At 63.1% G+C, this 12,444-nt stretch carries 12 protein-coding genes and 1 tRNA gene; 7 read left to right on the top strand and 6 right to left on the bottom strand.

The window, feature by feature from the left end; translation table 11 throughout:
- The first annotated feature begins 254 nt into the window (after positions 1-254).
- The 3 genes from PMI38_RS11580 (at position 255) to PMI38_RS11570 (ending at position 3,993) form a co-directional block, all read left to right on the top strand.
- Complete coding sequence (locus PMI38_RS11580; RefSeq protein ID WP_238540187.1) at positions 255-2,852, top strand: LuxR C-terminal-related transcriptional regulator; 2,598 nt, start codon at positions 255-257, stop codon at positions 2,850-2,852.
- 88 nt (positions 2,853-2,940) lie between these two features.
- Positions 2,941-3,516, top strand: coding sequence for a DUF2889 domain-containing protein (locus PMI38_RS11575; protein ID WP_008094019.1), 576 nt, complete (start codon positions 2,941-2,943; stop codon positions 3,514-3,516).
- 36 nt (positions 3,517-3,552) lie between these two features.
- A complete protein-coding gene (locus tag PMI38_RS11570) occupies positions 3,553-3,993 on the top strand; it encodes an acyl-CoA thioesterase (protein ID WP_008094017.1) in 441 nt (146 codons plus the stop codon).
- Positions 3,994-4,038: 45 nt separating this feature from the next.
- On the opposite strand, the gene PMI38_RS11565 is transcribed toward PMI38_RS11570, so the two are convergent.
- Positions 4,039-4,995 (bottom strand): electron transfer flavoprotein subunit alpha/FixB family protein, encoded by a 957-nt coding sequence (locus tag PMI38_RS11565; RefSeq protein ID WP_008094015.1) that lies wholly within the window; start codon positions 4,993-4,995, stop codon positions 4,039-4,041.
- Positions 4,996-5,745 (bottom strand): electron transfer flavoprotein subunit beta/FixA family protein, encoded by a 750-nt coding sequence (locus PMI38_RS11560; RefSeq protein ID WP_008094013.1) that lies wholly within the window; start codon positions 5,743-5,745, stop codon positions 4,996-4,998. It abuts the gene before it with no gap.
- 287 nt (positions 5,746-6,032) lie between these two features.
- Here PMI38_RS11560 and PMI38_RS11555 point away from each other — a divergent pair, with 287 nt between their 5' ends.
- Complete coding sequence (locus tag PMI38_RS11555; protein ID WP_008094011.1) at positions 6,033-7,349, top strand: MFS transporter; 1,317 nt, start codon at positions 6,033-6,035, stop codon at positions 7,347-7,349.
- Between the two features lie 148 nt (positions 7,350-7,497).
- Here the strand turns inward: PMI38_RS11555 and PMI38_RS11550 are convergent.
- Positions 7,498-7,574, bottom strand: a tRNA-Val gene (locus tag PMI38_RS11550).
- Positions 7,575-7,776: 202 nt separating this feature from the next.
- Between PMI38_RS11550 and PMI38_RS11545 the strand changes: the two genes are divergently transcribed.
- The gene (locus PMI38_RS11545) at positions 7,777-9,060 is read left to right on the top strand and encodes an NAD(P)/FAD-dependent oxidoreductase (protein ID WP_008094009.1); all 1,284 of its coding nucleotides are present in this window, start codon (positions 7,777-7,779) and stop codon (positions 9,058-9,060) included.
- Positions 9,061-9,178: 118 nt separating this feature from the next.
- Here the strand turns inward: PMI38_RS11545 and PMI38_RS11540 are convergent, their stop codons facing one another.
- On the bottom strand, positions 9,179-9,865 hold the full coding sequence (locus tag PMI38_RS11540) for a peptidase C39 family protein (protein WP_008094007.1): 687 nt from the start codon (positions 9,863-9,865) through the stop codon (positions 9,179-9,181).
- A gap of 211 nt (positions 9,866-10,076) precedes the next feature.
- Between PMI38_RS11540 and PMI38_RS27280 the strand changes: the two genes are divergently transcribed.
- Complete coding sequence (locus tag PMI38_RS27280; protein WP_008094005.1) at positions 10,077-10,244, top strand: hypothetical protein; 168 nt, start codon at positions 10,077-10,079, stop codon at positions 10,242-10,244.
- A 132-nt stretch (positions 10,245-10,376) separates the two neighbouring features.
- Here the strand turns inward: PMI38_RS27280 and PMI38_RS11535 are convergent, their stop codons facing one another.
- Both PMI38_RS11535 and PMI38_RS11530 read right to left on the bottom strand, forming a co-directional pair.
- Positions 10,377-11,129 carry a TerC family protein gene (locus PMI38_RS11535; protein WP_008094003.1) on the bottom strand — a complete coding sequence of 251 codons (753 nt, stop codon included), beginning with the start codon at positions 11,127-11,129 and terminating at the stop codon, positions 10,377-10,379.
- Between the two features lie 26 nt (positions 11,130-11,155).
- Complete coding sequence (locus PMI38_RS11530; protein WP_008094001.1) at positions 11,156-11,395, bottom strand: hypothetical protein; 240 nt, start codon at positions 11,393-11,395, stop codon at positions 11,156-11,158.
- Positions 11,396-11,526: 131 nt separating this feature from the next.
- On the opposite strand from PMI38_RS11530, the gene nhaR reads away from it, so the two are divergent.
- A complete protein-coding gene (gene nhaR / locus PMI38_RS11525; RefSeq protein WP_008094000.1) occupies positions 11,527-12,420 on the top strand; it encodes a transcriptional activator NhaR in 894 nt (297 codons plus the stop codon).
- Positions 12,421-12,444: the final 24 nt, after the last annotated feature.

The raw sequence follows: 12,444 nt of genomic DNA, 5'->3' as shown, positions 1-12,444 counted from the left end.
GGGGGGGGGGGGGCGCCAGCGGATGGACGCGGCTCGCCGACAGACGGAGAAACAGGCACGAACGTACCTGCTTGACGGGGGTAGGCAAGATTAGCTAGCGTCGCCGGCGACCTAAGCCGTCGTTCGAAATGGCTACCGCGGATAATAAATTGACAATAAATAGCGCTAGACACTTGGTTTCCACCAAGTTTTCGCCCCCCCGCATCGGCACCAAGCATGTACCCCGCAATAATCTGCTGGTGCAGCTCGGCCGCATGCATCACTGCCGGCTGGCGCTGATCACCGGCGCTGCAGGCTATGGCAAGACCACCCTGCTGGCCCAGTGGCGTCATGCGCGGCTGAAGGCGGGTGCAGAAGTCGCCTGGGTTTCCCTGACGCCGGACGAAAAAGGCTATGCCGCCTTCTGCGCGGCACTGCTCGAAGGCCTGCGGCGCCTGAACATCGAAGTGGGCATCAGCCTGTTGCGCGACGACAGCAACGCCAGTGCCATGGACGCTACCGTGGCGGCCATCGTCGATGGCGCCGCGATGCAGGCAAAAGAGCTCTATCTGATACTCGATGATTACCATCAAGTCGAGGCACCGCTGGCCCATAGGCTGATCCAGAAACTGCTCGATCATTGCCCCGGCAACCTGCACCTGGTGCTCGCCTCGCGGGTCAACCCGCCGCTGAGCCTGTCACGGCTCAGGGTCATGGACCAGGTGACCGAGATCGAGAGCGTGGAGCTGCCCTTCGACCTCGCCGAAACGCGCACCTTCATCGAAGAGAACCTGGGCCCCAACAAGGTCAACCCTGACGAACTGAGCCTGATCCAGGACCTGACCAACGGCTGGCCATCGTGCCTGCAACTGATCGTCATCATGCTCAAGAACCGTCCCGAAACCCGCACCATTCTCCACGACCTGGTCTGGCGCTCCAGTGACCTGCAGACCTACCTGAGCGAAGAGGTGGTGGCGCACCTGCCAGCGGAGCTTGTGACGTTCACCGAAGCGCTTTCGGTCTTTCGCCGCTTCAACGCCTCGATGGCCAAGGCCGTGACCGGCAACGCCGACGCGGCCGAGCTGGTCAAGCGCATGGAGGACGAGAACCTGCTGGTCTACCCGGTGGACGCCGATGACCGGTTGGCCTGGTACCGCTTCCATCCGTTGTTCAGCGAATTCCTTGCCAACCGCCTGGCACGCCAGGGCAGCGAAAAGGTCCGCGAGCTGCATCGCAAAGGCGCCCGCTGGTTCGCCAACCACAACTGCCTGACCGAAGCCGTGCGTCACGCCAGCCTCGGTGAAGATCTCGAATTTGCCACCCAGGTGATCGAACGTTCCGCGCCAACCACCTGGAACCTGGACTACCTCGCACCGACCCTGCGCCTGCTCGAACGGTTGCCCGAAGAGGTGCTGTTCCGTCATCACCGCCTGTTGTTCCTGGCCTGCCTGACGGTGTCCCTCACTTCGCGCCCGGCGCGGGCCAGGGCCTGGTTGAGCGAGCTGGAAGCCGTCGACCTCAAGGCGTACCCGGAACTGGCCAATGGTCTGCCACTGATCCGCGGCGCCATCGCCGTGCAGGACGATGACACCGAGCGCGCGGTGCAGCTGCTGGAGCCGGTGCGTGACGCGCCGATGGAAAACCCCTTCCTGCGCTATGTGCTGCTGGCCGCGCTGACCGTCGCGTACTCCATGGCGGGGCGCTACGCCGATGCCCGGCGCCTGTTCGACACTCACCCTATCCCACCGCAAGACCGCAGCAACGACATGGCCCTGGTGGCAGAGTCCGCCCAGGTAACCGCCTACATGCTGGCCGGGGATGTTCGCGAAGCCGAGCGACTGGGCTGTGAACTGCTTGAGCGCTCGACCCGCGAGGGTGGCCATCGCTCGATTTGCGCCAACCTGTGCGCCGGTATCCTCACCGACGCGTTCTATGAGCAAGACCGTATCGACGACGCGCGGGAGATGATCGCCAATCGTTTCGGCCTGCTGCATTCATCGGTCCCGGATGTCATCACCCGCACCAATCTCATCCGTTGCCGGCTCGACCTGCTGCAGAAAGGCCCTGACGCTGCATTGGCCTTCATTCAGCAACAGATCGCACATCTACGTTGCCTGGGGCAAATCCGCCCGGTGGCCCACCTGCTGGGCGAGCAGATCAGGGTCCTGTTGATCAAGGGCAACCGTAGCCGCACCGCCGAACTACTGTCTGCGCTGGATGAACTGGTACAGACCCATCGCCGCGAGCACGGTGCCCGTGCAGAGTTGCCGGCCATTGCGGCACTGGCGCGCGCGCGGGTGCTGCGCAATGAAGACCCCGAGCGAGCCCTGGAAGCGCTGCAGGCCGTACGCAGCTTCGCCGAACGTTTCGACCGGGGCCGCCTCGGCATACTCGCCGGCCTGTTGAGCGCCGACCTTCTGGAGGCACTCAAGCGCCATGAAGAAGCCCTGCAGCTGCTCACCCGCACCCTCGACACCGCACGGGAGTTCGGCCTGGTGCGAACCCTGCTGGACGAAGGTAGCCTGACCCTGGCGCTGCTCTCGCGCCTGGCCCAGCAGCCCACCTTGGAAGCGCCCCTGCGCGAGTACGTGGAGATGCTGCTCGGCAAGCTCACCGACCCCTGCTCGCCCACGGCCGTTTCACCCCGGCCGCGCCGCACGGCAACGCCCGACCGGCAGCCGGTGCTGACCCCGCGTGAGTTGGAAATCCTCAGCCTGGTCGCCCAGGCCATGTCGAGCAAACGCATTGCCCATACCCTGGACATTACCCTGGAAACGGTGAAGTGGAACCTGCGCAACATCTTCGCCAAGCTCGGCGTTTCCAGCCGCTATGACGCCATGGTCTGGGCCCGCAACCACAAACTGATCGACTGAACCCGCTACCCTCCCGAAGTGGGGGGCGGCTGTACGCCGGCCCCCACCCTAAGCTGCGAGTCCTGATTCTTTGCACGGGACATCCGCCATGAGCCAGCCTCGCACGCTACTCCATACCCGCCATGTCACTTGTACGGCCTACCTTCGCGATGACGGCTTGCTCGAAGTAGAAGGTGAAATGCGCGATATCACTCCCGAGAACACTGACCTGCTGTTTCGCGCCGCGCACGCCGGCGACGACATCCATCACATGCAGATCACCCTGACCCTCGACCGCGACCTGGTCATCCAGCATGTCCAGGCACGCACCCTCGCCGGCCCCACGCCGTACTGCCAGGAAATCGCATCGGCCTACCAGGCGTTAGAGCAGCTGCGCATCGGGCCAGGGTTCCTGCCCAAGGTAAAGGCCAAGGTAGGCGGCATCCACGGCTGCACCCACCTGACGGAAATGTTCGGCCCCATGGCCACCACGGCTTATCAGGCGAACTTCGCCCTGGCGCGCAAGTACAACCCGCTGCGCGAACGCCTGGCCAGTGGTCGGCCGCTGCCACGGTCCCCACTGGTCGACACTTGCCACACCTACCGACTCGATGGGGAGGCCATCAAGGTCCTCTGGCCGGAGGATCGTCGCGAGCCAGCGTCAGCAGACATCGAGCAACGGTGATACGCACCGACCCCACCCAACAGGAGGCCTGAACCCATGGGCAGAGCTTTACCGAGCGAGCGCAGCGCGTACCGTTACTTTCGCGACATCACCACCCGCTGGATGGATAACGATGTCTACGCGCACGTCAACAACGTCGTCTACTACAGCTGGTTCGACACCGTCGTGAATGGCTGGCTGCTGGAAAACGAACTGCTGGACTTCGTCCAGAGCCCGACGATCGGCCTGGTAGTGGAAACCCGCTGCAGCTACTTCTCGTCCATTGCCTTCCCGGACCTGGTGCGTGCCGGCCTGCGGGTGACACACCTGGGCACCTCCAGCGTGACCTACGAAGTCGGCCTGTTCGCCAACGACCGCCAGGAGGCGTCTGCGCAGGGCCACTTCGTGCACGTCTATGTGGACCGCTCGACACGCCGCCCCTTGTCGCTGCCAGCCCATTTGCGCCAGGCGCTGGAGACACTTCTGGTCACGCCATGACGGCCGGAGCCTGCCTGGCGCGGTACCGCGCCAGGACAGGTCCGCTTACATCTGGCTCGCCAGTTCCGGCACGGCTTCGAACAGATCAGCCACCAGGCCGTAGTCGGCCACCTGGAAGATCGGCGCCTCCTCGTCCTTGTTGATCGCGACGATCACCTTGGAGTCCTTCATCCCGGCCAGGTGCTGGATCGCGCCGGAGATCCCGACGGCGATGTACAGCTGTGGCGCAACGATCTTGCCGGTCTGGCCGACCTGCATGTCGTTGGGCACGAAGCCTGCGTCGACGGCGGCGCGGGAAGCCCCGACGGCGGCATCGAGCTTGTCGGCCAGGCTGTACAGGTGCTTGAAGTTGTCACCGTTGCCCATGCCACGCCCGCCAGAGACGACGATCCTGGCAGCGGTCAGTTCAGGGCGATCGGACTTGGCCAGCGCTTCGCCGATGAAGCGCGACTTGCCCGCGTCGAATACCGAGCCGATCGCTTCGACCACCGCCGAACCGCCTTCTGCGACCACGGCATCAAAACCGGTGGCACGCACGGTGATGACCTTGACCGCAGCGCTGGACTGCACCGTAGCGATGGCGTTGCCGGCATAGATCGGGCGCGTGAAGGTGTCGGCCGACTCGACCGAGATGATCTCGGAGATCTGGTCGACGTCCAATAGCGCGGCAACGCGCGGCAGGATGTTCTTGCCATTGCTGGTAGCCGGGGCCAGCACATGGCTGTAGCCCTTTTCTCCGCTCTGGGAAACCAGGGCAGTCACCAGGGGGGCGACATTCTCTGGCAGGCCGTGGGCGTATGCCGCGTTGTCCGCGACCAGCACCTTGGCCACGCCAGCGATCCTGGCGGCGGACGCGGCGATGCCTGCGACGTTCAGGCCGGCGACCAGCAGGTGAATATCACCGCCGATCTTGGCGGCGGCGGCGACAGTGTTCAGGGTGGCCGGGGCTACGGCACCGACTTCAGGACCTTGTAGAAGGTCAGCGACAACCAGGACAGTCATTCAGATCACCTTCGCTTCGTTCTTCAGTTTCTCGACCAGTTCAGCCACCGATTTGACCTTGATACCCGCGCTGCGCGCAGCCGGGGCTTCGACTTTCAAGGTCTTGTTGGTGGAAGCGAGCGATACCCCCAACGCGTCTGCCGTCACAGTCTCCAGCGGCTTCTTCTTGGCCTTCATGATGTTCGGCAACGACGCGTAGCGCGGCTCGTTCAGGCGCAGGTCGGTAGTGACGATCGCCGGCAGGTTCAGCGCGACGGTCTGCAGGCCGCCATCGATTTCACGGGTGACGTTCAGCGTGTCGCCAGCGACTTGGACCTTGGAGGCGAAGGTGCCTTGGGCGAAGCCGGTCAGCGCGGCCAGCATCTGGCCGGTCTGGTTGTTGTCACTGTCGATGGCCTGCTTGCCGAGGATGACCAGCTGCGGCTGCTCTTTATCGACCACGGCCTTGAGCGCCTTGGCCACAGCCAGGGCATTCAGCTCATCGGCGGCTTCGACCAGGATGGCGCGGTCGGCACCCAGCGCCAGTGCGGTACGCAACTGCTCCTGGACACCGGCAGGGCCGACGCTCACCACCACCACTTCAGTGGCGATGCCCTGCTCCTTCAGCCGTACGGCTTCCTCCACGGCAATTTCGCAGAAAGGGTTGAGGGCCATTTTCACATTGGCAAGGTCAACGCCAGTGTTATCGGCCTTGACGCGAACCTTGACGTTGAAATCGACCACGCGTTTTACCGCTGTCATTACTTTCATCCACTCCTCCTGTTGCCGTGCCGGCAATTGCAGTTGATTGCAGTTGACAAGGTAGACACGCCGATACCCGACCCTCGCCTCTACTAACGGGAGGGGCTGGCGCCGCCGCCCCGGGAGGCCACCCCATGCACCTTCCTCGCCCACTCGGTTTGGGGAGGGGACGCCGAGCGTTTCCACCTATAGCATCAGCCCGCCCAGGCAAGGTGCGGACGGGCAAGTGCCTCGCGCTTGTGCCCGATAGACCGCGGCTGGCCCTTAAAAACAAGAAGCACAATCAGGAGCCCGGCATGACCCAGACAGAATCCCCGAACGACAACAGGATGTACCTGAAGATCAGTTGGCGCATCATGCCGCTGCTGCTGGTGGCTTACGTCGTGGCCTTTCTCGACCGGATCAATGTGGGCTATGCCCAGTTGCAGATGAAACAGACGCTTGAGTTCAGCGACGCCGTTTATGCGTTGGGCGCGGGTATCTTCTTCATCGGCTATCTGCTGTTCGAGATCCCCAGCAACCTCATGCTGGAAAGGATCGGGGTACGTCGGACACTGCTGCGCATCATGGTCTGCTGGGGGACGGTGGCCATGCTGATGATGCTCGTGCAGTCACCCACCCAGTTCTACGTGCTGCGCTTTCTGCTTGGCGCGTTCGAAGCCGGTTTCACGCCGGGTGTGCTGCTTTACCTCACCTATTGGTATCCGCCCGCCAGGCGTGCCCGGATGATGGCCATCTTCATGCTCGGTGCCATCGCTGCCAGCCTGATCGCAGGCCCCTTGTCGGGGGCTATCATGAAAGGCTTGAATGGGCTCAATGGCTGGCATGGCTGGCAGTGGTTGTTCCTGGTGCAGGGCCTGCCCGCACCGATCCTGGGCCTGCTGGCCTGGTTCTGCCTGGTGGATCGCCCCGACCATGCTGCGTGGCTCAGCGAGCAGGAAAAAGCACGGCTGCGGCTGTTGCTGGATGCCGAACACCAGTCTGCCGCCAAGGCCGATCACGGTTCGCTGGTCGACCTGTTGCGCGACCCCAAGGTCTGGGTGCTCTCTCTGGCCTATCTGCTGTTGGTGGCAGGCGCCTACGCGATCATTTTCTGGACACCGACCTTGATCAGGAGCTGGGGCGTCTCGGACCTGTTCCACATTGGCCTGTACGCATCGCTGCCACAGATGTGTGCAATGCTGGGTATCGTCCTGATTTGCCGAAGCTCCGATCGCAACCGTGAACGGCGATGGCATTTCACTGCTGGCGCATTGACTGCGGCCAGTGGCCTGGCCGTGCTGATCATCGCACAAGGGCAACTGGGCCTTTCGCTGGCAGGCCTGTGCCTGACGATGCTGGGCATCGCCGCGCTGCCACCGATCTTCTTCACCCTGCTGTCCGAATACCTGCCCAAGGCTTCCCTGGCGGTCGGTATCGCGTTGGTCAGCAGCATCGGCAATATCGGCGGAGCCGTCAGCCCTTCGGTCACCAGCGCCCTCAACACCGCCAGCGGGGACACTGCCCACAGCATGTACCTGGTAATGGGCCTGTACCTGCTCGCAGCGATGATCATCCTGACGGTCATCCGCCCCCCGGCTGCCACCCTCCAACGCCCGGTCACCGAGCGGTAGTCGCTGAATGTGAGAAATCGCGCGCCTCTCACGCGACCGCACGTCGGCGTGAGCAGGTGGGCGGTCTGAAGGAGGGGAAAATTGCAAACGAAAAAGGGCGACCCTTGCGGATCGCCCTTCTCGTGCCCGGAGAACCGGTGCTTTTGTTTGGTAGGCACAATTGGACTCGAACCAACGACCCCCACCATGTCAAGGTGGTGCTCTAACCAACTGAGCTATGTGCCTGTCGTGTGGTGCGCATTCTACGGATTCTCAAACCGCTGTCAACACTTTTTTTCGCGCTAACTCACTGAATCTTAAACTCTTTATAAGGAAGCCATGGCAAGCACCCAGTAAAGGATTTTTAACGGGACGACTAGCGGGTGTTTATTATTATTGATAGCATCGGTACATTCGTTAAAAATATAAAACACGAGGTTTCTCGAGCATGTCCAATACCCCCTACCCCCAGTCCTACTACGCCGCCTCGGCTAACCCGGTGCCGCCACGTCCGGCGCTGCAGGGTGAGGTGGAAACCGATGTGTGCATCATCGGCGCCGGCTACACCGGCCTTTCCAGCGCGCTGTTCCTGCTGGAGAACGGCTTCAAGGTGAGCATCGTCGAAGCCGCCAAGGTCGGCTTTGGCGCGTCGGGCCGCAACGGTGGCCAGATCGTCAACAGCTACAGCCGTGACATCGACGTCATCGAACGCACCGTTGGCCCCAAAGAGGCACAACTGCTGGGCCACATGGCCTTCGAAGGCGGCCGCATCATCCGTGAGCGCGTGGCCAAGTACAACATCCAGTGCGACCTGAAGGACGGTGGCGTATTCGCCGCGCTGACCAGCAAGCAGATGGGCCACCTGGAATCGCAAAAACGCCTGTGGGAACGCTTCGGCCACACCCAGCTGGAGCTGATGGACCAGAAGCGCATCCGCGAAGTGGTCGCCTGCGACAGCTACATCGGCGGCATGCTGGACATGAGCGGCGGCCACATCCACCCACTGAACCTGGCCCTGGGCGAAGCCGCCGCGGTCGAGTCGCTGGGCGGCATCATCTATGAGCAGACCCCGGCCGTGCGCATCGAGCGTGGCGCCAACCCTGTCGTGCACACCCCGCAGGGCAAGGTACGCGCCAAGTTCGTCATCGTCGCCGGCAACGCCTACCTGGGTAACCTGGTGCCTGAGCTGGCCGCCAAGTCGATGCCATGCGGCACCCAGGTGATCACCACCGAGCCGCTGGGCGAAGAACTGGCCCGCACCCTGCTGCCGCAGGACTACTGTGTCGAAGACTGCAACTACCTGCTCGACTACTACCGCCTGACCAGCGACAAGCGCCTGATCTTCGGCGGTGGCGTGGTCTACGGTGCCCGCGACCCGGCCAACATCGAAGCGATCATTCGTCCGAAGATGCTCAAGGCCTTCCCGCAGCTGAAGAACGTCAAGATCGACTACGCCTGGACCGGCAACTTCCTGCTGACCCTGTCGCGCCTGCCGCAAGTAGGCCGTATCGGCGACAACATCTACTACTCGCAGGGTTGCTCGGGTCACGGCGTGACCTACACCCACCTGGCGGGCAAGGTGCTGGCCGAGGCGCTGCGTGGCCAGGCCGAGCGTTTCGACGCCTTCGCCGGCCTGCCGCACTACCCGTTCCCGGGTGGCCAGATGCTGCGTGTTCCGTTCAGCGCCCTGGGTGCCTGGTACTACAGCCTGCGCGACCGTCTGGGCTTCTGATCCAGGCCATGGCCTGATCGCCGGCAAGCCGGCTCCCACAGGTAACCCACTGCTCTCAAGGGCTGCGGGCTACCTTGTGGGAGCCGGCTTTCCGGCGATAGGGCCAGCAATACCCCCGCTACTTACCCAAGCTGCTCACCGCCTGCTTCGCCGCGATCTCCTGCCCTGCCCGAGCCAGTTCGTCGGCAGCCTGCAGCCAGCGCTGGCGGTCCACCTGCGCCGGCAATTGCCGCGGCGGCTGCACCAGCACAGCCCAACTCCCCTCCTTCTCCCAGGCCGAGGCAAAGTCATCGAAGGCCATCAGCTGCCGCCGATGCATGCCTGAGCGCAGCAGCACCCGCTGCTTGTAGCTGTCATAGCCGATCAGCAGCGCATAGCGCGGCTCGCTCCACAACGCCGAACCTTCCTGGTAGCGCAGCAGCACCGGGTTGCCCGCCGCCACCTGGATCAGCAAGGCATCCAGCTGTTGATCGAGTGGGTAGACCACCATGCCGTACTCCCGCGCGACGCGAGGAATACCGGTGGCCAGTGACTCGGCGCCCTGGGGCAGGTTCAAGGGTTTGTCCAGAAGCCCCGGAGTGATCGGCGCCCCCTGCTGCGAGAGCAAGGCCGCCAACGCCATGGCACCGCTGTGGTTGGCATTGCCGCGGTAGAACGGCACGCTGCTGATCTCGACCCGCTGCGGCAGGCCTTTGAGCCCGGCCGGTGGGGTACTGGCACAGCCGGCCAGGCTACCGGCCACCAGACAGGCCAACAGCAGCCGACGTGGGCCGCTGAGCCACGGTTTGAAGGAATGGTGCTCCATGAACGCTCGCTTGTTCTTGCGCCAGGCAGGCAGCCCGGCTCTGGTTACGGATCATAGGGCGCCGCGCTGCGCCGGTATAGCCCGGCGCGGGCTAGTAGCGAATCGGACCAAGCAGCAGACGTTCGGTCAATGGAACGTCCAGGCCGGCAAGCTAGACTAAGGCTGTGTCTGGAGGGCGAACCGTGGGTTGGCCCGAGAGAAGGAGGTACACATGAGCCTGACAATGGCAATCCTCATGCTGGTGGGTATGTGGCTGAGCGTCGCAGCCGCCATGCTGTGGGGTGTAATGCGTATCGTTCGGCGTCATTCACAGCACCACCTGCCACCGCAGGCCCCAGCCAAGCCACAGGCAGCACGGCGGCATGCCGGGGTGCATTGAGCTTCGAATTCTTCAAAGCCCTTCGCCGGCAAGCCGGCTCCCACAGGCACGCCACTGCATTTGAAATCAGTGGCGTACCTGTGGGAGCCGGCTTGCCGGCGAAAGGGACGCAGCGCGCCCCCGGGTCCTGTATCAGCCTTCGGCCGCCTCACGCTTGAGCCGTGCCCGGCGTGCCAGGATGTTGAGCATTTCGATCACCGTCGAGAACGCCATCGCCGCATACACATAGCCCTTCGGCACATGGGCACCGAAACCTTCGGCGATCAGCGTCATGCCGATCATGATCAGGAAGCCCAGGGCCAGCATGACCACGGTCGGGTTATCGTTGATGAAGTTGGCCAGCGGGTCGGCGGCCACCATCATCACGATCACGGCGGTGATCACGGCGATGATCATGATCGGCAAGTGCTCGGTCATGCCCACGGCGGTGATGATGCTGTCGACCGAGAACACGATGTCCAGCAGCAGGATCTGGAAGATCGCCGCGGCAAAGCCCAGGGTGACCGTGGACGACACCTTGGCCTCCTCCTTGGCACCGTGCGGGTCGACGTTTTCGTGAATTTCCTTGGTCGCCTTCCACAGCAGGAACAGACCACCGGCGATGAGGATCACGTCCTTCCAGGAGAAGGCGTTGCCGAACACTTCGAACACCGGGTCGGTCAACTGCACGATCCAGGCGACCGTGCTGAGCAGTGCCAGGCGCATCACCAGGGCCATGCTGATACCGATACGCCGTGCCTTGGAGCGGTACTCCACCGGCAGCTTGTTGGTCAGGATCGAGATGAAGATCAGGTTATCGATACCCAGTACCACTTCCATGGCCACCAGCGTGGCGAGGGCGACCCAGGCGGTAGGGCTTGCGGCGAGTTCCAGCAAATATTCCATGTTTCAATCCTGCAAACGGTTCTGGATCAGATGTCCTGGGTCTTTTCTTGCGGCTCGGCGTCCTTGGGCTTCTGCCCTTCGCTGCCGATGGCGTCGCTCAGTGCTTCCTGGGCCGCCTTGTTGGTGTCATCGATGGCCTGCTTGGCCGACTTGGCCGCCTGGTCGAGCATCTGCTGGGCAGATTTCTCGGCCTGGTCGCAGCCGGCTACGCTCAGCAATGCCAAGGCTAGCACCAGCGGTGTACCGATGGATTTGAGTTGCAACATGAAGTCCTCGCTTGTCGATATCCCTGCGGCGCGCACCGCGCCTGATGGGGTCGCATTCTAGAGCCCGCGATACATCAGGAAAATTCGTTTTTTCAGCGTGTATACTTCGGTTTTTACGAATCGGGAATGACATGCTCAATTACCGCCAGCTCCACTACTTCTGGGCTGTGGCCAAAACCGGCAGCATTGCCCGTGCCAGCGAGCAGTTGAATCTGACCCCGCAAACCATCAGCGGCCAGATCAGCCTGCTGGAACAAACCTATGGCCTTGAGCTGTTCCAGCGCGTGGGTCGGCAGCTGGAGTTGACCGAAACCGGTCGCCAGGCCCTGGTCTACGCCGAGCAGATGTTCCAGATCGGGGGCGAACTGGAAGCCATGCTGCGGGCCGGCCCGCAGGAGCAGATCCTGTTTCGCGTCGGGGTGGCCGACGTGGTGCCCAAGTCGATCGTCTACCGCCTGCTGGCGCCGACCATGGAGCTGGACGATGTGCTGCGCATCAACTGCCGCGAAGACAAGCTCGAGCGCTTGCTGGCGGACCTTGCGATCCAGCGCCTGGACCTGGTGATTTCCGACAGTCCGATGCCCAGCCACCTGGATATCAAAGGCTATAGCCAGAAGCTCGGCGAATGCGGCCTGAGCTTTTTCGCCACCCCGGCCCTGGCGCAGCGCCATGCCGGCCCCTTCCCCGCCTGCCTGCAGGATGCCCCGCTGCTGATTCCTGGCCAGGAAACCGTGGTACGCAGCCGCCTGCTGCGCTGGCTGGGCGAGCAGCACGTGCAACCACGAATCATTGGCGAGTTCGACGACAGCGCCCTGATGCAGGCGTTCGGGCAGTCCGGCAGCGGGATTTTCGTGGCGCCCAGCGTGATTGCCGAGGAAGTGTGCCGGCAGTATGGAGTCGAGCTGGTCGGGCAGACCGACGCGGTGCTGGAGTCGTTCTATGCTATTTCGGTGGAGCGCAAGGTGAAGCATCCTGGGATCCTGGCGATTACCGAGGGGGCACGGCGGGAGTTGTTTCATTGGTGAAATCGGTGGGCCCTATCGCCGGCA

The sequence above is a fragment of the Pseudomonas sp. GM84 genome (assembly GCF_000282535.1).
GTDB lineage: Bacteria > Pseudomonadota > Gammaproteobacteria > Pseudomonadales > Pseudomonadaceae > Aquipseudomonas.
Note: the sequence above shows the minus strand (reverse complement) of the source record. Positions and strands in the feature narration are given on the sequence as shown.

Coding starts and splice junctions, on each gene's coding strand:
- PMI38_RS11530 (WP_008094001.1), bottom strand. CDS start 11,395: ATGTTGCAACTCAAATCCATCGGTACACCGCTGGTGCTAGCCTTGGCA.
- PMI38_RS11560 (WP_008094013.1), bottom strand. CDS start 5,745: ATGAAAGTAATGACAGCGGTAAAACGCGTGGTCGATTTCAACGTCAAG.
- PMI38_RS11540 (WP_008094007.1), bottom strand. CDS start 9,865: ATGGAGCACCATTCCTTCAAACCGTGGCTCAGCGGCCCACGTCGGCTG.
- PMI38_RS11575 (WP_008094019.1), top strand. CDS start 2,941: ATGAGCCAGCCTCGCACGCTACTCCATACCCGCCATGTCACTTGTACG.
- PMI38_RS11565 (WP_008094015.1), bottom strand. CDS start 4,995: ATGACTGTCCTGGTTGTCGCTGACCTTCTACAAGGTCCTGAAGTCGGT.
- nhaR (WP_008094000.1), top strand. CDS start 11,527: ATGCTCAATTACCGCCAGCTCCACTACTTCTGGGCTGTGGCCAAAACC.
- PMI38_RS11580 (WP_238540187.1), top strand. CDS start 255: ATGCATCACTGCCGGCTGGCGCTGATCACCGGCGCTGCAGGCTATGGC.
- PMI38_RS11535 (WP_008094003.1), bottom strand. CDS start 11,129: ATGGAATATTTGCTGGAACTCGCCGCAAGCCCTACCGCCTGGGTCGCC.
- PMI38_RS11555 (WP_008094011.1), top strand. CDS start 6,033: ATGACCCAGACAGAATCCCCGAACGACAACAGGATGTACCTGAAGATC.
- PMI38_RS27280 (WP_008094005.1), top strand. CDS start 10,077: ATGAGCCTGACAATGGCAATCCTCATGCTGGTGGGTATGTGGCTGAGC.
- PMI38_RS11545 (WP_008094009.1), top strand. CDS start 7,777: ATGTCCAATACCCCCTACCCCCAGTCCTACTACGCCGCCTCGGCTAAC.
- PMI38_RS11570 (WP_008094017.1), top strand. CDS start 3,553: ATGGGCAGAGCTTTACCGAGCGAGCGCAGCGCGTACCGTTACTTTCGC.